At 68.5% G+C, this 17,372-nt stretch carries 20 protein-coding genes; 11 read left to right on the top strand and 9 right to left on the bottom strand.

The annotated features are described in order from the left end of the window. The first annotated feature begins 22 nt into the window (after positions 1-22). Entirely contained in the window at positions 23-475 is a 453-nt protein-coding gene (locus Q8S38_RS19460) for a DUF302 domain-containing protein (protein WP_305681991.1), read from the top strand. Between the two features lie 117 nt (positions 476-592). Here Q8S38_RS19460 and Q8S38_RS19455 read toward each other — a convergent pair whose 3' ends face one another. Beyond that, a complete protein-coding gene (locus Q8S38_RS19455) occupies positions 593-1,561 on the bottom strand; it encodes a tripartite tricarboxylate transporter substrate-binding protein (RefSeq protein ID WP_305681990.1) in 969 nt (322 codons plus the stop codon). Positions 1,562-1,670: 109 nt separating this feature from the next. On the opposite strand from Q8S38_RS19455, the gene Q8S38_RS19450 reads away from it, so the two are divergent. The 3 genes from Q8S38_RS19450 (at position 1,671) to Q8S38_RS19440 (ending at position 4,559) form a co-directional block, all read left to right on the top strand. Beyond that, on the top strand, positions 1,671-2,366 hold the full coding sequence (locus Q8S38_RS19450) for a GntR family transcriptional regulator (protein WP_305681989.1): 696 nt from the start codon (positions 1,671-1,673) through the stop codon (positions 2,364-2,366). Positions 2,367-2,433: 67 nt separating this feature from the next. After that, positions 2,434-3,339: an NAD(P)-dependent oxidoreductase gene (locus Q8S38_RS19445; protein ID WP_305681988.1), complete on the top strand. Its 906-nt coding sequence runs from the start codon at positions 2,434-2,436 to the stop codon at positions 3,337-3,339. Further along, positions 3,339-4,559 carry an alpha/beta fold hydrolase gene (locus tag Q8S38_RS19440; protein WP_305681987.1) on the top strand — a complete coding sequence of 407 codons (1,221 nt, stop codon included), beginning with the start codon at positions 3,339-3,341 and terminating at the stop codon, positions 4,557-4,559. Before Q8S38_RS19445 ends, Q8S38_RS19440 begins: the two co-directional genes overlap by 1 nt. A 192-nt stretch (positions 4,560-4,751) precedes the next feature. Here the strand turns inward: Q8S38_RS19440 and Q8S38_RS19435 are convergent, their stop codons facing one another. From Q8S38_RS19435 to Q8S38_RS19405, 7 genes are read right to left on the bottom strand one after another with little or no spacing between them, the layout of a single operon-like run. After that, a complete protein-coding gene (locus Q8S38_RS19435) occupies positions 4,752-5,543 on the bottom strand; it encodes an N-acyl homoserine lactonase family protein (protein ID WP_305682039.1) in 792 nt (263 codons plus the stop codon). 7 nt (positions 5,544-5,550) lie between these two features. Then, entirely contained in the window at positions 5,551-5,946 is a 396-nt protein-coding gene (locus Q8S38_RS19430) for a carboxymuconolactone decarboxylase family protein (RefSeq protein WP_305681986.1), read from the bottom strand. A 33-nt stretch (positions 5,947-5,979) separates the two neighbouring features. Then, positions 5,980-6,681, bottom strand: a complete 702-nt coding sequence (locus Q8S38_RS19425; protein ID WP_371125924.1) for an ABC transporter ATP-binding protein — start codon at positions 6,679-6,681, stop codon at positions 5,980-5,982. A gap of 29 nt (positions 6,682-6,710) precedes the next feature. Next, the gene (locus Q8S38_RS19420; RefSeq protein ID WP_305681984.1) at positions 6,711-7,433 is read right to left on the bottom strand and encodes an ABC transporter ATP-binding protein; all 723 of its coding nucleotides are present in this window, start codon (positions 7,431-7,433) and stop codon (positions 6,711-6,713) included. Continuing rightward, complete coding sequence (locus tag Q8S38_RS19415; protein ID WP_305681983.1) at positions 7,430-8,416, bottom strand: branched-chain amino acid ABC transporter permease; 987 nt, start codon at positions 8,414-8,416, stop codon at positions 7,430-7,432. Before Q8S38_RS19415 ends, Q8S38_RS19420 begins: the two co-directional genes overlap by 4 nt. Then, positions 8,413-9,273, bottom strand: coding sequence for a branched-chain amino acid ABC transporter permease (locus Q8S38_RS19410; RefSeq protein ID WP_305681982.1), 861 nt, complete (start codon positions 9,271-9,273; stop codon positions 8,413-8,415). Before Q8S38_RS19410 ends, Q8S38_RS19415 begins: the two co-directional genes overlap by 4 nt. Before the next feature lie 42 nt (positions 9,274-9,315). Next, positions 9,316-10,536 (bottom strand): ABC transporter substrate-binding protein, encoded by a 1,221-nt coding sequence (locus Q8S38_RS19405; RefSeq protein ID WP_305681981.1) that lies wholly within the window; start codon positions 10,534-10,536, stop codon positions 9,316-9,318. A gap of 290 nt (positions 10,537-10,826) precedes the next feature. Between Q8S38_RS19405 and Q8S38_RS19400 the strand changes: the two genes are divergently transcribed. Further along, positions 10,827-11,462: a hypothetical protein gene (locus tag Q8S38_RS19400; protein WP_305681980.1), complete on the top strand. Its 636-nt coding sequence runs from the start codon at positions 10,827-10,829 to the stop codon at positions 11,460-11,462. 48 nt (positions 11,463-11,510) lie between these two features. Here Q8S38_RS19400 and Q8S38_RS19395 read toward each other — a convergent pair whose 3' ends face one another. Continuing rightward, complete coding sequence (locus tag Q8S38_RS19395; RefSeq protein WP_305681979.1) at positions 11,511-12,485, bottom strand: LysR family transcriptional regulator; 975 nt, start codon at positions 12,483-12,485, stop codon at positions 11,511-11,513. A 169-nt stretch (positions 12,486-12,654) separates the two neighbouring features. On the opposite strand from Q8S38_RS19395, the gene Q8S38_RS19390 reads away from it, so the two are divergent. From Q8S38_RS19390 to Q8S38_RS19365, 6 genes are all read left to right on the top strand, one after another. Next, positions 12,655-13,101, top strand: a complete 447-nt coding sequence (locus Q8S38_RS19390) for a (2Fe-2S)-binding protein (RefSeq protein WP_305681978.1) — start codon at positions 12,655-12,657, stop codon at positions 13,099-13,101. A gap of 11 nt (positions 13,102-13,112) precedes the next feature. Then, positions 13,113-15,341 (top strand): xanthine dehydrogenase family protein molybdopterin-binding subunit, encoded by a 2,229-nt coding sequence (locus tag Q8S38_RS19385; protein WP_305681977.1) that lies wholly within the window; start codon positions 13,113-13,115, stop codon positions 15,339-15,341. 222 nt (positions 15,342-15,563) lie between these two features. Next, on the top strand, positions 15,564-15,737 hold the full coding sequence (locus Q8S38_RS19380; RefSeq protein ID WP_305681976.1) for a hypothetical protein: 174 nt from the start codon (positions 15,564-15,566) through the stop codon (positions 15,735-15,737). After that, positions 15,734-16,204: a cyclophilin-like fold protein gene (locus tag Q8S38_RS19375; protein WP_305681975.1), complete on the top strand. Its 471-nt coding sequence runs from the start codon at positions 15,734-15,736 to the stop codon at positions 16,202-16,204. Before Q8S38_RS19380 ends, Q8S38_RS19375 begins: the two co-directional genes overlap by 4 nt. Beyond that, positions 16,185-16,637 (top strand): hypothetical protein, encoded by a 453-nt coding sequence (locus Q8S38_RS19370; RefSeq protein ID WP_305681974.1) that lies wholly within the window; start codon positions 16,185-16,187, stop codon positions 16,635-16,637. The genes Q8S38_RS19375 and Q8S38_RS19370 overlap by 20 nt, the downstream gene beginning before the upstream one ends. A gap of 2 nt (positions 16,638-16,639) precedes the next feature. Beyond that, on the top strand, positions 16,640-17,305 hold the full coding sequence (locus tag Q8S38_RS19365) for a CDP-alcohol phosphatidyltransferase family protein (RefSeq protein WP_305681973.1): 666 nt from the start codon (positions 16,640-16,642) through the stop codon (positions 17,303-17,305). Positions 17,306-17,372: the final 67 nt, after the last annotated feature.

The following is a 17,372-nucleotide window of genomic DNA, read 5'->3' as shown; positions in this document are numbered from 1 at the left end:
CCTCGCAGTCGGAGTTCACCAGATGACACGCGCATTGGCCATGAGTCTTGCCGCCCTGCTGCTAACGACCGCGACGGCGCTGTCGCAGCCCCTCGCCACGGTCGAAAGTCGGTTCGCCGTGAAGGAGACCTCGGACCGGCTGGCGGCCGAACTCGAGAAGCGCGGCATCCGCATCGCCGCGCGGATCGACCACGCTGCCGCGGCCAAGGCCGCCGGGCTGGAGATGCTGCCGACCGAGGTGATCATGTTCGGGAATCCGCGCCTCGGCACACCGTTGATGCTGGCCCAGCCATCGGTCGCCATCGAACTGCCGATGAAGATGCTGGTCTGGCAGGACGGGACCGGGAAGGTCATGATCGGCTATACGCCGCCATCGGCGCTGAAGGAGCGCTATCAGATCACCGGACAGGACGAGCCACTGACCGCGATGGCCGGCGCGCTCGCCGGTCTGGCCAAAGCCGCCGGCGGTCAGTGACCGACCAAGGGGGCGGATGCCGCCCCCGAGGCTCCGCCTGCTCGTCCTAAGAGGAGGAGCGGACGGATTGCCAGCGCGGTGGGCGCAAGCGAGCCTCTGGCGCAGGCCCAGCCATGGTCACTGTTTCGGCACGTCTTTCAGGACGGCCTCCCAGCGGCTCACCTCCGCAGCCACCAGCGTGCCGAGATGTCCCGGCCCGCGGATGGCGGCCGGCGGGACGGGTACCGCCAGGCTTTCGAACCGCTTGCCGACGAATTCGGACGAAAGGCTCGTATCGAGTGCCGCCACCAGCCGCGCAACGACGGCGGGGCTGGTGTCCTTGTGAACCGCGAGCGCATTCCAGACCTTCATGCCGAACTCCGGAAATCCGGCTTCGGCGAAGGTCGGCACATCCGGCGCCTGGGGCAGGCGGCTGTCGCCGGTGACGGCGAGCGCCGTGACCGAGCCGCCGCTGTGCAGGGGCAGAAGGGTCGCCGTCTGGTCGATGACCCCGTCGACGAAGCCGCCGATCAGATCCTGGATCGCCGGCCCCGCGCCCTTGTAGGGCACGACGGTGGATTTCAGTCCCGTCAGATGCAGCAGGAGACGGGGAGCGAGATCGGACGTCGCGCCAAAGCCGGCCGTGCCGAACGTCACCTTGTCGCCTTCGGTCTTGATCTTCGCCATGAAGGCTTTGAGGTCCGTGACCCCGCTCTTCCTGCTGGCTGCGATCACCATCGGCACGTCGGCGACGAGGCCGATGGGCGCGAGGTCCGTGCGGGGATCATAGCGCTGGTCCTTGAACAGCGCCTTGCTGGCGGCCATGGGGCCCATATTGCCGAACAGGATCGTGTAGCCATCCGGCTCGCCCCTGATGACGCGCTCCGTCCCGCTCCGGCCGCCAGCCCCGCCGACATTCTCGACGATGATGTTCTGACCGAGCGTTTTCCCCATGTCCTCGGCGAGGATGCGGGCCAGGACGTCGGTGGTGCCGCCCGCGGCGAACGGCACCAGCATGGTGATGGGCCGGCTCGGATAGGTCTGGGCCGTGGACGGCGCGACAGCCAGCACCGCAGCGGCCGCGAGGCCGAGCAGAAGCGTTTTCATCATTCCTCCGGGATTCTCTTGGTGTATTGCCTGCTATCAGACAATCTGCCAGTCGGGAGGTCAAGCGCCGAGATTGACGGCGGCAATCGGGCCGGCAATGTGTTTGTCCATGACCGAAACGAATCTCCGCATCCCGCGCCAGGCGGCCACGTTGCGTCTCCTGGTCGAGGACCGGATCCGGGAAGCGATCGCCTCCGGGCATTTCCGCCCGGGCCAGCGCCTCGTCGAGCGCGAGCTCTGCGAGCAGATCGGCGTCGGCCGCACCTCGGTGCGCGAGGCGCTCCGCCAGCTCGAGGCCGAGGGCCTCGTCGTCACGGTTCCCCATCGCGGACCCGAAGTGTCGTCGATCAACTTCGACGAGGCCCGGCAGCTTTATGACGTGCGGGCGCTGCTGGAAGGCTTCGCGGGTCGCGCTTTTGCGGAGCAGGGGAGCGAAGCGGCCGTCGCGGAGCTGAAGCAGGCGGTGGCCGGCTTCCGGCTCGCCGCGCAAAACGGCGACCGTGCCCAGCTCGTCGCCGCCAAGACCCGCTTCTACAGCGTGCTGATGGAGGGCGCCGGCAACGTCTTCGTCAAGCAGTCGCTGACGATGCTGCACAATCGCATCACCCTGCTGCGCTTCACCTCGATGACGCAGCAGGGCCGCCTCGCCGACAGCGTCGCCGAGATCGAGGCGATTTATGACGCCATCGCCGCGCATGACGGCGCCCGCGCCGAGCTGGCCTGCAAGCATCACATCGCCATGGCGGCGAAGGTCGCTCTCGCCGTCCTGGCGCGGGAACCGAGCCCCGGCCGCCCCGCGAATTGACAGATTGTCTGATAGGGATCAGAAATCCGCCCGACGCGGCGCCGTTGCCGCGTTGGAGGAAACAAGCATGTCTGACGCATCCGGCACCCCCGCCACCATCGCCTTCATCGGTCTCGGCCAGATGGGCCTGCCGATGGCGCGACGCCTGATCCAGGCGGGCTTCGCCGTGCGCGGGGCTGACCCGGCGGAGGCACCGCGGCAGGCGTTGGCCGAGGCGGGCGCCTCGACTTTCGCGGGCGCCGCTGAGGCGGCCAATGGCGCCGACATCCTGATCACCATGCTGCCCAATGGCGCCATCGTGCGCGATGCGCTGCTGGGGGCAGGCGCTGCGCGCGCCCTGGCGAAAGACGCGCTGGTGATCGACATGAGTTCGTCGGCGCCGACCGATACGGTCAGTCTCGCCGCCGATCTGGAACCGCTGGGGCTCGTGCTGATCGACGCGCCGGTCTCGGGCGGCGTCAAGCGCGCGATCGACGGATCGCTGGCGATCATGGCCGGGGGGCCGGCCGAGGCGGTCGAGCGCGCCCGGCCCGTGCTTGCGGCGATGGGCAAGTCGATCTTCGCGACGGGGCCGATCGGCTCCGGCCATGCGATGAAGGCGCTGAACAACTATGTCTCGGCGGCGGGACTGGTCGCGGCCTGCGAGGCCCTGCTTGTCGGCGGCCGCTTCGGCCTCGCGCCGGAGACGATCGTCGATGTGCTCAACGCTTCCACGGGGCGTAACAACTCGACCGAAGTGAAGATGAAGCCCTTCGTCATCTCCGAGGCCTTCAATTCGGGCTTCTCGCTGGCGCTGATGGCGAAGGATCTGCGCATCGCCGCCGATCTCGCCGATCACCTCGATCTCCCGCTGCCGCAGATCCAGTCGGTCGCGGCGCTGTGGGAGGCGGCCAAGGGCGGGCTCGGCGCGCAGGCCGACCACACCGAGATCCACCGCTATCTCAAGGCGCTGGCCGCCGGAACGCGCGGCTGATGGGCCTGCGGGCGCGCATCGCCGCGGCAGCCGGGGACGCCGAACTGCGGCGGCTCGGGGCCGGCCTCGTTGCGGTGTTGCGGATCGAAGGCGCCGGCGACGACATCCTGCTGCGGCTCGACGACGGCGCCGTGGTCTTCGAGGGCACGGCGGCGCCGGACATCGTGCTGTCGGCGGCCGAAGAGGACTGGGCGAGGCTGCTGGTCGTGCCGCCGCCGCCGCGTTTCCAGGCTTTCACCGCGCTGGCCATCGCCAACCCGGCCTTCACCCTGTCCGGCGACCCGCTCGTGATCGCGCAGGCGCGGGCCGTGATCGAACGGCTGTTCGAGCTCGTCGTCTTGTCGCCGGTGGCGCAGGCGCCCTCCGTCGAACGGCGGATGAGCCAGATCGAAGGGCGCTACCAGCAGGTCGTCCTGCCGGAGGGCGCGGCCGAGATTTTTGTCGAGAGCGCCGGAAGCGGGCGATCGATCCTGTTCCTGCACACGGCCGGCGCGGACGGCCGCCAGTTCCACGGGCAGCTGGCCGACATCGCGCTGGCCGCGGACTGGCGCCTGATCGCGCCGGACATGCCTTTCCATGGCCGCTCGATGCCGCCCGAAGGCTGGCAGGGCGAGCCCTACCGGCTCTCGGGCGCGCGCTATCTCGGCTGGTGCGCGGCGATCATCGAGCAGGTCGTCGGCGAGAAAGCGATCGTGGCCGGTGGCTCGATGGGCGCAGCGCTCGCCCTGCTGCTGGCGGCGGAGCGGCCTGACCTCGTCGCCGGCGTCATCGCGATCGAGCCGCCCTTCCGCTCCAAGGGGCGGCGCAATCCGTTCCAGCATCATGTCGGCGTCCATGCCGGGCTGCACAACGCCGCCTTCGTCCGCGGGCTGATGAGCCCGACAAGCCCGCTCGACAGCCGGCGCCGGGCCGCCTGGATCTATTCGCAGGGCGCGCCCGAGATCTATGCCGGCGACCTCGCCTTCTATTCCGACGAGTTCGACGGCGCAGAGGTCGCGCCACGCATCGACGCTGCGCGAACGCCGGTCTCGCTGCTCTGCGGTACCTATGATTATTCGGCGACTCCCGAGGACGGGGCCAAGCTCGCCGCGCTCATTCCGGGCGCCGATCTGCGCATCATGGAGGGGCTCGGCCATTTCCCGATGTGCGAGCACCCCGACCTGTTCCGCCCGCATCTGCTGGCGGCGCTGGCCCATGTCGGGCGTCGGTTAGCCGGCTGATCTGAGGGGTGAGCCACACCGTCATTCCGGGGCGGGCCGAAAGGCCCGAGCCCGGAATCCATGAACATGACGGCTGACAAGAAGGTTCGCCCCCGCCAATTCAACAGTCCGTGCGGGTGTTCATGGATTCCGGGCTCGTCGCTTCGCGCCGCCCCGGAATGACGGGGTGGGTCCGGGATGGCTTGCCGCGCTTCAGCGCAGCGGCGGCAAGTGCAGCGCGACCGTCTCGCCGTCCGAGCCTTCGACGGCGGGATAAATCTCCCGCACCAGCGGATCATGACCGGCGATGATGCGCTCCTCCGCCCCGGCGAGGCGGCGGGCGGCGCGCCAGCCCTGCGCCAGCGCGCCGAGATCGAAGAAGATCGGGAACGGGTTCTGCCGCTCGATATTGGCCATGAAATGCGCGGCGTCGCTGGCGAGCACCAGCGGCCCGCGCGCGGTCTCGACGCGGACCATCTGCAGGCCGGCGCTGTGACCGCCGACCTTGTGCAGGCTCAGGCCCTCGTCCAGCTCGGCATCGCCGTCGTGGAAGACCACGCCGTCGGCATAGACGGCGCGCACCATCCTTACCACGTCCTCGACGTCGAAGGGGTAGCGGATGCAGGCCTGGCACATGTGCCGGCCCGTCGCGAAGCCCATCTCCGCCTCCTGGAGATGGAAGCGGGCCTTCGGGAAGAGATCGAGATTGCCGGCATGGTCGTAGTGGAGATGCGTGATGACCACGTCCTCCACCGTCTCCGGCGCGACGCCGAGCTGACGCAGCGCGGCCTCGACCGGCCTGATCAGCGTGCGTCCGCGCCTAGCCCCACCCTCGGGGGTGAAGCCCGTATCGACCACGATGACCCGCTGGCCGCGCCGCACCACCCAGACGAAATAGTCCATGGGCATGGGCGCGTCGTGCGGATCGGGCGCGCGGATGAAGTTCTCGAAGGCCCGGCGCTCATGCACGGCATAGCGCAGGGCGAAGACCTCCCAGGCGGGCATCGTCACCTCACTTGTCGTTGGGGACGGCGCCCTCGGCCTTGAGCACCTCATGGGCCGCCTTGAACGCGTCGAGGCCGGCCGGGATGCCGCAATAGACCGTGGCGTGCAGCAGGATCTCCTTGATCTCGTCGACGGTGACGCCATTGGCGAGCGCGCCCTTGACGTGGAGCTTCAGCTCGGCCGGCTTGCCCAGCGCCGTCAGCATGGCGAGGTTGAGCATCGAGCGCGTCTTGTGCTCGAGGCCCGGCCGCGTCCAGGCATAGCCCCAGCACCATTCGGTGGTGATGTTCTGGAACGCCATCATGAAATCGTCGGCCTTGGCCAGGCTGCCATCGACATAGTCCGCGCCCAGCACCTTGCGGCGAACTTCGAGACCCTTGTTGAACTGATCGCTGTGCGACATCGGACTGACCTTTCGTGGTGTGTTAGGGGGCCGTCAGAGCCCGAGATAGGCGCTGCGGACGGCGTCGTTTCCGGAGAGTTCCGCGCTGGTGCCGGAGAGCACGACCCGGCCGCTTTCCAGCACATAGCCGCGCCCGGCGACCGAGAGCGCCAGCGTGGTGTTCTGCTCGACCAGCAAGATCGACGTCCCCGTGCGGCTGACGGCGAGGAAGGTGTCGTGAAGCTCGTCCACGATCTTGGGCGCCAGGCCATGGCTCGGCTCGTCCAGCAGCAGCAACCGGGGCTGAAGCATCAGGGCCCGGCCGATCGCCACCATCTGCTGCTCGCCGCCCGAGAGCGTGCCCGCGAGCTGGCCCAGCCGCTCGCGCAGCCGCGGAAACATCGTCAGCACCCGGTCGCGGCGCGCGGCGAGATCGCTGGCGGAGCGCACGGCATAGGCGCCGAGCATGACGTTCTCCTCGACCGTCATCTCGGGGAAGACGTGGCGGCCCTCGGGCACATGGGCGATGCCGAGCGCGGGGATGTCATGCGAAGGCCGGCCAACGAGCTCCGTGCCATCGAAGCGGATGCTGCCGCGGGCGGCGACAAGGCCCGACACCGTACGCAGCAGCGTGCTCTTGCCCGCGGTATTGGCGCCGATGACGCAGACGAATTCGCCGGCGCCGACCTCGATCGAAACGTCGTGCAGCACGTCCATGGCGCCATAACCGGCGTGAAGGCCGGAGATCGACAACAGCGCGGAGGGGTTCGTCATCACCGGCATCCTCACGCGGCCGAGCGGCCGAGATAGGCTTCGACGACGGCCGGGTCCCGCGCGATCTGCTCTGGCGTGCCCGTGGCGATCATCTGGCCGAAATTCAGCACGACGAGCCGGTCGCAGAGCGACATGATGGCGCGCATATGGTGCTCGACGACGATCAGGGTCAGCCCCTCCTCGCGCAGCTGCCGCAGCAGCGCCATGAACGCGTCCATCTCGGCATGGTTGAGCGCCGCCATCGCCTCGTCGAGCAGCAGCACCCGCGGCTCGGTGCAGAGCGCGCGCGCGACCTCGACTCGCGCCCGCTCCGGGAAGGACAGATCGCGGGCGAGCTTGCCGGCGATCGCGGCGATCCCGACGCGCTCCAGACAGCGTCGCGCCAGCGCGCGCGCGTCCGGGATGGAATGGCGCATCAGCCCGCCGGTCAGGACATTGTCGAGAACCGAGGACTCGAGAAACAGCGCGACGTTCTGGAAGGTTTTCACCATCCCGGCGGCGGCGATCTTGTGCGGCTTGAGGCCGACGAGATCGCGGCCATCGAGCCGAATCGCCCCGCTTTCGGGCCGGTGCAGACCGACAAGGGTCGAAAACAGCGTTGTCTTGCCGGCGCCGTTGGGGCCGATCAGCCCGACGATTTCACCGGCCTCGACCGAGAGCGAGACATTCGACAGCGCCTGCAGGCCACCGAAACGCTTGCCGACACCGGACACTTCGAGAAGCGGCGCGCTCATCGGCGATCTCCCTTGCCGAACAGGCGCTGGAGCCGGGGGCCGATGGCCATGAAGCCACGCGGTTCGATCAGGATCACCAGGATCAGCAGCAGACCGAAGACCAGCTGAGACAGCCCGGCCGCCTGCGCCGAGAAGACCTGATTGGCGAGTTCCTCCAGCGGGATCACGAAGAGCGCGCCGAGGATCGGGCCGGCTGCCGTGCCGATGCCGCCGACGATGGCGATCATCGCCATCCGCACGGACACCGAGGCCACGCCGAAGACGGTGTCGGGATCGAAGAAGAACTGGAACTGCGCGTAGAGCGTGCCGAGTGCCGCCGTCAGCGCGCCCGAGATCACCGCGGCGATGATCTTGGTGCGGGTGGTGTCGACCCCGATGACCTCGGCGGCGTCGGCGTTCTCCTTGATCGCGCGCAGCCGGTAGCCAAGTCGGCTGCGCTTGATTGCCACAAAAACGAGCGTCACCAGGACGAGCGCCGCGAGCATCAGCCAGTAGGAGGAGCGCGTCTCGCGGAACTGCATCAGCGCCAGGCTTGGCTGCGCAAAGGGCACGGAAATGCCGACCGGCCCGCCCGTCAGCCCGCCCCAGCTGTTGCCGATCACCCGCATCACCTCGCCGAAGGCGAGCGTCGCCAGCGCGAAGTAGTGGCCGCGCAAGCGCATGGTCGGCAGGCTGATCAGCAGCGCGGCGGCGCCGCCGAGAGCCGCGGCTGCAAACATGCCCAGCCAGGGGGTGATGCCGAAATGGATCAGCAGCAGCGTCGAGGTGTAGGCGCCGATGCCGAAGAAGGCGGCATGGCCGAGCGAGATCTGGTTGGCGAGCCCGGCGACAATGTTCCACGACTGAGCCATCGCGGCGAAGAGCAGCGCGAGACAGAGGATGCGGATGCCGTAGCCGCGTGGCTCGAAGGCGAAGGGCAGGGCGATGGCGAAGGCCGCCAGCAGCGCGAGCCCGGCCCAGTGCCGGGGCGAGAGGCCGCTCATCGCGCCGCCCCCAGCATGCCCTTGGGCCGGAAGGCCAGAACCGCGATGAAGACGACGAAGAGGACGAGGTTCTGGAGCTGGATCGGAAAGACCAGCGCCGAGAGCGACTGGATGATGCCGACAGCCAGCCCGCCGACCACAGCGCCGGCGACCGACCCCAGCCCGCCGAGCACCACGACGGTGAACATCAGCACGGCGAATTGTGTGCCGACGGTCGGCGAGGCCGTCAGATAGGGCAGGATCACGGCGCCGCCGAAGGCCGTCAGCCCGACGCCGAGCGCGAAGGCCAGCATGTGCATGCGGTCGGCGTCGATCCCTATCAGCCGCGCGGCCATCGGGTCTTGGGCGGTCGCGCGCATGGCGCGGCCGAACCAGCTCGACTTGAGGAACAGCCACAGCGCCAGCCCCGACGCCACCGACATCGCGAAGGCGGCGAGATAGGGCACGGAGATGAACAGCGGTCCGAGCTGCAGCGACGACGTCTGGTAGGGTGTCGAAACCGAGCGAAAGCCCGATCCGAACATCAGCAGCGCGGCATTCTCCAGCACGATCAGCAGGCCGACCGTCAGGAAGATCTGCGCCACCTCCGGCGCCTTCAGCACCCGCCGGATCAGCACGCGCTGGATCGCGGCGCCGAGCAGGAAGACCACGACGAAGGCGAGCGGCGCCGCCAGCAGCGGATCGAGTCCGAGCCAGGCCCAGGCGTAATAGGCGACGAACATGCCGAGCATCAGGAATTCCGCCTGCGCGAAATTCACGATGCCCATCACCCCGAAGACCAGGGTCAGTCCGATCGAGATGACGGCGTAGACCCCGCCGATCATCAATCCATCGAGGATGGCCTGAACCACCGCCATATCGTCGTTCTCCGCCTCTCGCCGCGCTGCCGGGACGTCGCCTCAGCCCGGCCAGACCGCCTTGGCCTTGGCGACGTCGGCGGGCCAAACGGTGACGAGTTCCTTGTTGCGCCACTGGACCATGACGGGGACGGAGAGCGTGTTGAGGCCGGTCTTGTCGAACTGGACGGCGCCGCCCGTCATGGCCTTGGTCCAGCCGCCCTCGAAGCGGGCGCCCTGCAGTGCCTTGCGCAAATCCTCGGGCTTGGCGGACTTGGCCTTCTCCATCGCCTGGGCGAGCACATCCATGCAGACGGCATGCTCCAGCGCCTCGTGGACCATGAAATAGCCGAAGCGCTTGCGAAAGCGCTCGGTCAGGTCCGGGGCGAGGTCGTAATTGGCCGGGGAGATCGACAGGACGCCCTCGGCGAATTCGCCGAGTCCCTTCTCGAAATCGGGAATGACGTAGCCGGCCGCACCGCCGATCGCCGGGATCGTGATGCGCTGCTGGCGCATCGCGCGGATGATCTGCAGGGAATCGTTGAGATAGGAGACCGGGAACACCGCCTGGGCGCCCGAGGCGCGCAGCTTGTTGATCAGCGGCGTGACGTCGGTGATGCCCAGCGGATAGGCGTCGTCCATGACGATCTGGACGCCGGCCGCCTTGGCGCCCTCGCGCAGGCCCGCGGCCTGCGACGTGCCATAGGCGGTGTCCTCATACATGATGGCGATGCGCTCGAGCTTCTGGCCCGCGCTCGCGGCGATCGCGGCCGTACCGTCGAACTGCGCCTTGCCGATGACTGAGGCCTTGGCGACGACCTGGAAGATGTTCTCGAAGCCGCGCCCGGTGATCTGGTCCGAGAACGACATGGTCAGGAGCGGCACGCCGCGTCGCTCCGTGACCTCGGAGATCGCGATGGTGAGCGACGAGGCGAAGGCGCCGAGGATGGCCACGACGTCGTTCTGCGTCAGCAGGCGCTGGGCGACATTGGCGGCCGTCGTCGGTGTCGAGGTCGAATCTGCGATGACGAGATTGATGCGGGCCCCGCCGAGCGACTTGATGCCGCCAGCGGCGTTGATCTCGTCGGCGACGAGCTCGATCCCGTTGCGCGAATTCACGCCGAACTGGGCGTTGGCGCCCGAAAGCGGCAGGATCACGCCGACATTGACGGCTTTGCCCTGGGCGGCCGCGTCCCGGATGACATGGGGCGCGGCAATGACGCCTGCGGCGCCGAGCATGAGAGTGCGGCGGCTGACACCGCGACCTGACGACACATACGACATCGATTCCTCCATCGAGCAACAGGCCTTCTGTGGGCCTGATTCCAGATCGTGATGTGATATGCCCAGCCGGCTTCTGTCAACTGATTGACAGATTGTCTGATAGATAAACTTTGCTGAGACCATCGCGCCGTCCTGCTGCCGATGCCCGTCGGCGTCGCCGCGGGCCTGCGCCATGTGCGGCGGTGCGGCGGCGCCAAAAAGTCCGACGATCCTTCGGTAACCAAGCTGATGCGGCGAACGAAGTCGGCTTCAGCGCATGTCCCAGCAGAACCGATGGGTGGAGACCGATGATGACGATGGCAGCCGATACGAAACCCGCGACCGTCCAGAGCCGAACGGCCCTTCACCTCTTCGCCGGCGGGCTGGCGGGCCTGCTGATCTGGGAGGTCTGGGCCCGCGTGCTGACCAAGGCCGTGCTGGGCTACCCGCTCGAGCCCGCCGGGCTGATCGACGCGATCGCCCAGCACAGGCTCGGCTTGTCGGTGCCCTATCTGATCCGCGAGGCGCTGCATTACGGCGTCGGCATCGTCGGCTATCCGGTCGCCTATTTCGTGATCTCGCGCTTCGTGCCGCGTTGGCCGGTCGTGCTCGACGCCATCGTCTTCGTGACCTTCAGCGCCGGCATCGCCGGGCTGATCGCCGCGGGTACCTTCGCCCCGATCCATTTCATCTTCTGGACGGCGGCGGTCGGGCTGATCGCGACGCGGCTGATCAACCGCAGCCCGCTGATCGCGGATGCGATCAGCTGGGGCAATTTCACCTGGTTCAACGCGCTCGGCCTGATGGCGCCGGTCGGCGGGCTGTCCTTCTACCTGCTCGGGGAGGGGGGTGAACTCTCCTATATGAGCTTCGTCGGCCACGTCATCTACGGCGCGGTGGCGGTATGGCTGTTCGAGCGGCTCGAAACCGGCGCGGGCCGGGGTTGAAACCGCCGCCGCAGGCGATGCCTCAGGCGTCAGCCAAATCGCCATTGATCAGGCATCGCCGCCGCCCTGCTCGGGATCCGGCGGGGAGGGCCGACCGTCGGGCGCACGCCCTTGCGGCGCATCGGTCGTGGAGCTTCCGTGCCGCAGCGCCTCCACGATCACCTTGAAGGCCGGCAGGTTCTGGCGCCGGCTGGGATAGTAGATGTAATAGCCCGGGAACGGCGCAGACCAGTCGTCGAGGATCAGCGTCAAGGCCCGGCTGGCGAGATGGGCCGTCACCAGATCCTCCGGCACATAGGCGATGCCATAGCCGTTCAGTGCCGCGTCGATCATCGCCAGCGAGGTGTTGAAGGTGAGCTGGCCATCGACGCGAACGCGCAGTTCCTGGCCGTCCTTCTCGAACTCCCAGGCGTAGAGACCGCCGGCGCGCGCCTGGCGCATGTTGATGCAGTTATGCGCAACGAGTTCGTGGGGGTGCCGCAGGGCGGGATGGGCGGCGAGATAGGCGGGCGATGCGACTGCGACGAGGCGCCAGTCGGGCCCGATCCGCACTGCGATCATGTCCTTTTCGACGCTTTCTCCGAGCCGGATGCCGGCGTCGAAATTGTCCTCGACGATGTTGCGCAGACCATTGTCGATGCTGAACTCGATCTTGATGTCGGGATAAGCCGACAGGACCGGCTTCAGCTTGGGCCAGACCAGCCCGTCCAGGGCATGGTCCGACAGGGTCAGGCGGATCGTGCCGGCCGGCTTGTCGCGATAATGCATCAGCGCCGCGATCTCGGCGTCGATCTCGGCCACGCGCGGCGCCAGCGATTGACGCAATCTCTCGCCCGCCTCGGTGGTGGCGACGCTGCGGGTGGTGCGCGCCAGCAGGCGAATCCCGAGACGGGCTTCAAGTTGCTTGATCGTGTGGCTGAGCGTCGACTGGGTAATACCCAAGCGTGCGGCCGCGCGCGTAAAACTCCGCTCCTCGGCCACCGCAAGGAACCAGAGAAGATCGTTGAAATCCTCGCGCAGCATGCCGGATCCTCGCCTGCCGATTTATCGGCCTGAGCCATATATGTAAGTGGATCTGACGGCTTAGCGATAGGGCCAACTTGCCCTAGTTTGGACCCATCCAAAATTGTAGCGGACAGAAATTGTCGCGGACCCATGCGGAGTGTGCCGCGTCCGCCCGCAGGAGATGGCGATGGAACTGACGATCAATGGAACGAAGCACCGCGTCGATGTCGAGCCGGACACCCCGCTGCTCTGGGTGCTGCGCGACGAGCTCGGTCTGACCGGCACCAAATATGGCTGCGGCGTCGCGCAATGCGGGGCCTGCACCGTGATGATCGACGGCCAGGCGACGCGGTCCTGCGTCACTCCGGTCGAAAGCGTCACCGGCGCCGCCATCACCACGATCGAGGCCGTCGAGGCAGATCCGGTCGGCCGCAAGGTGGTCGAGGCCTGGGTCGCCCATCAGGTCCCGCAATGCGGCTATTGCCAGTCCGGCCAGGTGATGGCCGCGACGGCGCTGTTGAAGCAGATGCCGCAGCCGAGCGATGCCGACATCTCCGGCGCGATGCTCAATCTCTGCCGCTGCGGCACCTACAACGCGATCGCCGCCGCCGTGCGCGACGCCGCCCGAAGCTGAGGGAGATTGTGATGAACGCCTCTTTCCCGCTTCCGTCGCAGGCCTCGGCCGCCGACCCCTTCAAGCCTTCCCGGCGCAGCGTCGTCGGCGGGCTCGGCGCGCTCGTGCTGGGCGTCGCGCTGCCGCAGGGCGCGCGCGCACAGAACGCCGCAGCCGGCATCAAGCCCGGTACGCGCGTGAGCGCCTTCCTCGAAATCCGCCCCGACAGCACGGTGCTGTTCCGCAGCCCCTTCATCGAGGGCGGGCAGGGCGTGTTCACCGCCATGGCCCAGATCGTCGGCGAGGAGCTCGATGTGGAGCCGACGCGCTTCGTCATCGAAGGCGCGCCTCCCGGTCCCGATTATCTGCTGCTCGGCGGCGCCCGCTTCACCGGCGGCAGCATGTCGGTGCGCAAGAGCTATGACACGATGCGCCGGCTCGGCGCCTCGGCGCGCTCGATGCTGATGCAGGCGGCGGCGACGCAGTGGAAGGTGCCGGTCGCGACTTTGTCGACCGAACCGGGCCGCGTGCTGCACAAGGCGTCGGGGCGCAGCCTCGCCTATGGCGCGCTCGCCAAGGCGGCGGCGGCGCTGCCCGTGCCGACGCAGGTGAGCCTGCGCGCGAGCGCTGATTTCCGCTGGATCGGCAAGTCGGTGCCGCGCCTTGACGTCCGCGACAAGGCGACTGGAAAGACACAATACGCCATCGATCTCAAGGTCGAGGGGATGGTCCATGCCGCCGTGCAGCATGGCAGCCGGCTCGGGCTCGATCCGGCGGCGATCGCCAACGAGGCCGAGGTGCGCGCCATGCCGGGCGTGCAGTCGATCCACCGCCTGCCGGGGGCTGTCGCTGTCGTCGCGACGAGCTGGTGGCGGGCGAGACGCGCCGTCGAGGCGCTGCAGGTGACCTGGGCGGCGTCGCCTTCGGCGAGCGTGCGCGTCATGCCGGCCGATTTCTCCTCCGAGGCGCATCGCGCCGCGCTGGCGGCTGCGACGGGCGAAGGAATTGCCGCCGAGACGGCGGGCGATGTCGCGGCGTCGCTGACGGGCGCCAGGACGGTGGTCGAGGCGACCTATGACGCGCCGTATCTCGCCCATGGCCAGCTCGAGCCGCCCTCGGCGATCGCCCGCTTCAACGCCGATGGCCGGTTGGAACTGTGGCTGCCCAACCAGGCGCCGGAGATGTTCCAGGCCGATGCCGCCAAGGTGGCCGGCCTGACCCCCGACAAGGTGATCCTGCATTCGCCGGTGCTGGGCGGGTTCTTCGGCCGGCATTTCCTTTATCAGGCGGCGGCGCCCTACACCCAGGCCATTCTCCTGGCCAAGGCCGTCGGGCGGCCGGTCAAGGTGATCTGGAGCCGCGAGGAGGAGTTCCTGCGCGACGCGCTGCGCCCCCTGAGCGTGGCGAGGTTCAAGGCGGGGCTCGACGCGGACGGGTTGCCGGTGGCGCTGCAGGCGGTGGCCATCGGCGAGGGGCCGGTCGGCCGCTGGTTCGGCCGTGCGGCCGACAAGGCCGACGACTCCGCGGTCGAAGGCATCGCCGGCAAGCCCTATGCGATTCCCCATCGCCGCATCGCGCAGCTGCCGGTCGACGATCCCGCGATCATCGGCTTCTGGCGCTCGGTCGGCCATTCGATGAACGATTATTTCTACGAGACCTTCTTCGACGAAATGGCCGATGCCGGCAAGCAGGACCCCTTCGCGCTCCGGCTGCGGCTGCTCGGCGACAGCCCGCGGCACAAGACCCTGCTGCAGGCCGTCGGCGACTTGTCCGGCGGCTGGCGGCGCGGTCCCTTCTCCGCCGCCGATGGCAGCCGGCGCGCCCGCGGCGTGGCCATGGCCTCGCCCTTCGGCAGCGAGGTGGCGACGATCGCCGAGGTCTCGCTGAACGGCGGGGATATCGTGGTGCATGATGTCTGGGTCGCGATCGATCCCGGCAGCATCGTCAACCCCGCGGTGATCGAGGCGCAGGTCCAGTCGGCGGTCGCGCTCGGCCTGTCGTCGGCCCTGTTCGAAGAGGTCGTCTACGAGAACGGCGTGCCGCGTGCGCGCAATTACGACAGCTACCCGATCCTGCCGCCCGACCGGATGCCGAAGGTGCATGTCCGCATCGTCGAAAGCGGCGCCCCGATGGGGGGCATCGGCGAGCCGGGGCTGCCCGGCGTGCCGCCGGCGGTCGCCAATGCGGTCGCCGCATTGACCGGCAAGCGCATCCGCAGCCTGCCGCTGTCGAAGACCGATCTGAAGGGCATGGCCGGTTGAACCTGGTGTGAGCCGCCGCCGTGGCGAGCCGCCACGGCGGCGGCTTGCCAGCGGCGGGGCGCGCGCGGCATTCGCTGCGCGTGCAACCGCATTGAGCGGCTGCGACCATCGCGGCTTATTCAGTTTTCCTGTCGATCAATGCTAGCGAATTATTCTGTCTAATCGCATGGCTCTGCGCCCGCTAGGGGGATGCACGCGCAGCGTCCAGACGGGATCGACATCATGCATGGCAGTTTGGGGGCAACCCGGAAGGGCGAGGCGAGGGCCTGGAGCGCCCTTGGCGGGTGGCTGTTCGATGCCGCGGGTGGGGCCGCCACCTTCGATCTGGCCGCGCTGCTGCTGGCGTCCTCGATCTTCACCGGGGCTGCGTCTCGCGAAAAGGAGCATGTGCGATGACCCGAGACATTGTGACGCCGACGCGCCGCCGGCTGCTGGCAGCCGGCGCGGCCGGCGTCCTCGCGCCGACACTCGCAGGGGCGCAAAGACCGCCCGTCGCCAAGGAGACCGCCCTGATGCAGGTTCACTTCGCCTTCGCCGACCAGCGTTTCTCGGCCACGCTCGAAGACAACCCGACCGCGCGCGACTTCGCCGCGCTGCTGCCGCTCGACCTGACCATCGAGGACTATTCGACCAATGAGAAGATCAGCTATCTGCCGCGCAAGCTGACGATGGAGGGGGCCAGGCCCTTCGGCCACGAGGCGCCCGGCGACATCTGCTATTATGCACCCTGGGGCAATCTCGCGCTCTATCATGCGGGTTACCGCCATTCGAGCGGGCTGGTCCGGCTCGGGCGTCTCGATGCCGGCTTCGCGCCGCTGCTGAAGCGCGGCACGTTTCCGCTTCGTGTCGAACGCCAAGCCTGACATCGGGAATCCCGGCCGGATGGGCGGACAACATGCCGGGATGGGGCGCGTCTCGTCGATCGATGATCAGGATGAGGCGCAGGCCCGGCTCGGGCCTGGCGCCGAAGGCCGTCATGACCTGAATGTGAGCATGGCCGCCACCGATCAGGACGACATCGCCGCGGGGCTGGGGCATCATGGCAGCATGCGTCGTCGAAGCCTCATGGTGGCCACCAGGTCTGCGCGAACCTTGCAGGGGACGGCCGCTGATCGCCGCGGGAGCCCCGGCTGTGCCGGTTCCCTGTTTGTCGAGATCGACGGGCCGTCGGGCGTCGCTTCCGGCGGCGTGTTCGCCTCCTCGGCTCTGCTCGGGATCTCTGCCTGGCTCTGCAAGGATGTCGCGCACCGGCTGCCGGCGCTGGTCGCGGGCTTGCGTCGCTGGCGGCGGGGCTAGCCATGCTGGACCGCCTTCTCCTGCCCATCGTCAAAAGCGTTCTGCAGCCGGTCGCCGCGGCGCTGGCGCGGCGCCGTGTCGGCGCGGACGGCCTGACGGTGACGGGCTTCGTCATCGGCCTGGGGGCCGTGCCGGCGCTAGTCTTCCAGCTCTACGGGGTGGCCCTGGTGGCGATCCTGGTCAGCCGGCTGTTCGATGCGCTGGACGGGGCGGTGGCGCGGCTGAACGGCCCGACCGAGCGCGGCGCCTTCCTCGACATCAGCCTCGACTTCGCCTTCTATGGCTGCATCCCGCTGGGCTTCGCGCTGGCCGATCCGGCCCGCAACGCGCTGCCTGCGGCGGTCCTGCTCGCGGCCTTCATGGGCACGGGATCGAGCTTCCTCGCCTTCGCCGTCATCGCCGCCAAGCGCGGCCTGACCAGCGAGGTCTATCCGCAGAAGGGGATCTACTACCTCACCGGTCTCACCGAAGGCGCCGAGACGATCGCCGCGCTGGCCCTGATGTGCGTCTTCCCCGCGTCGTTTCCCCTCATCGCCTATGTCTTCGCCGCCGCCTGCCTCGTCACCACGCTGACCCGGCTGCGCCAGGGCTGGGTGGTCTTCGCGGCGCTGCCGGCCGGGGTCGGCGACAGGCCCGTTCAGCCGGCGCCGCCGCCCGAGGATGGTTGAAGGACGCCGTCGCCCCGGGCGAGGTCGTCAGCCTGTGAAGCATGCGGCCGGCCGGCGGCGCGTGGCT

Origin of the sequence: Allobosea sp. (assembly GCF_030695125.1) — a bacterium.
Classification (GTDB): domain Bacteria; phylum Pseudomonadota; class Alphaproteobacteria; order Rhizobiales; family Beijerinckiaceae; genus Allobosea.
The sequence above is the reverse complement of the archived record's forward strand: the minus strand, read 5'-3'. Positions and strand labels throughout refer to the sequence as shown.

What these genes read in the sequence shown, in the direction of transcription:
- Q8S38_RS19450 (WP_305681989.1), top strand. Translation starts at nt 1,671, where the DNA reads ATGACCGAAACGAATCTCCGCATCCCGCGCCAGGCGGCCACGTTGCGT.
- Q8S38_RS19410 (WP_305681982.1), bottom strand. Translation starts at nt 9,273, where the DNA reads ATGGCGGTGGTTCAGGCCATCCTCGATGGATTGATGATCGGCGGGGTC.
- Q8S38_RS19390 (WP_305681978.1), top strand. Translation starts at nt 12,655, where the DNA reads ATGGAACTGACGATCAATGGAACGAAGCACCGCGTCGATGTCGAGCCG.
- Q8S38_RS19455 (WP_305681990.1), bottom strand. Translation starts at nt 1,561, where the DNA reads ATGAAAACGCTTCTGCTCGGCCTCGCGGCCGCTGCGGTGCTGGCTGTC.
- Q8S38_RS19445 (WP_305681988.1), top strand. Translation starts at nt 2,434, where the DNA reads ATGTCTGACGCATCCGGCACCCCCGCCACCATCGCCTTCATCGGTCTC.
- Q8S38_RS19395 (WP_305681979.1), bottom strand. Translation starts at nt 12,485, where the DNA reads ATGCTGCGCGAGGATTTCAACGATCTTCTCTGGTTCCTTGCGGTGGCC.
- Q8S38_RS19380 (WP_305681976.1), top strand. Translation starts at nt 15,564, where the DNA reads ATGCATGGCAGTTTGGGGGCAACCCGGAAGGGCGAGGCGAGGGCCTGG.
- Q8S38_RS19400 (WP_305681980.1), top strand. Translation starts at nt 10,827, where the DNA reads ATGACGATGGCAGCCGATACGAAACCCGCGACCGTCCAGAGCCGAACG.
- Q8S38_RS19430 (WP_305681986.1), bottom strand. Translation starts at nt 5,946, where the DNA reads ATGTCGCACAGCGATCAGTTCAACAAGGGTCTCGAAGTTCGCCGCAAG.
- Q8S38_RS19440 (WP_305681987.1), top strand. Translation starts at nt 3,339, where the DNA reads ATGGGCCTGCGGGCGCGCATCGCCGCGGCAGCCGGGGACGCCGAACTG.
- Q8S38_RS19420 (WP_305681984.1), bottom strand. Translation starts at nt 7,433, where the DNA reads ATGAGCGCGCCGCTTCTCGAAGTGTCCGGTGTCGGCAAGCGTTTCGGT.
- Q8S38_RS19365 (WP_305681973.1), top strand. Translation starts at nt 16,640, where the DNA reads ATGCTGGACCGCCTTCTCCTGCCCATCGTCAAAAGCGTTCTGCAGCCG.
- Q8S38_RS19375 (WP_305681975.1), top strand. Translation starts at nt 15,734, where the DNA reads ATGACCCGAGACATTGTGACGCCGACGCGCCGCCGGCTGCTGGCAGCC.
- Q8S38_RS19415 (WP_305681983.1), bottom strand. Translation starts at nt 8,416, where the DNA reads ATGAGCGGCCTCTCGCCCCGGCACTGGGCCGGGCTCGCGCTGCTGGCG.
- Q8S38_RS19385 (WP_305681977.1), top strand. Translation starts at nt 13,113, where the DNA reads ATGAACGCCTCTTTCCCGCTTCCGTCGCAGGCCTCGGCCGCCGACCCC.
- Q8S38_RS19405 (WP_305681981.1), bottom strand. Translation starts at nt 10,536, where the DNA reads ATGTCGTATGTGTCGTCAGGTCGCGGTGTCAGCCGCCGCACTCTCATG.
- Q8S38_RS19460 (WP_305681991.1), top strand. Translation starts at nt 23, where the DNA reads ATGACACGCGCATTGGCCATGAGTCTTGCCGCCCTGCTGCTAACGACC.
- Q8S38_RS19435 (WP_305682039.1), bottom strand. Translation starts at nt 5,543, where the DNA reads ATGCCCGCCTGGGAGGTCTTCGCCCTGCGCTATGCCGTGCATGAGCGC.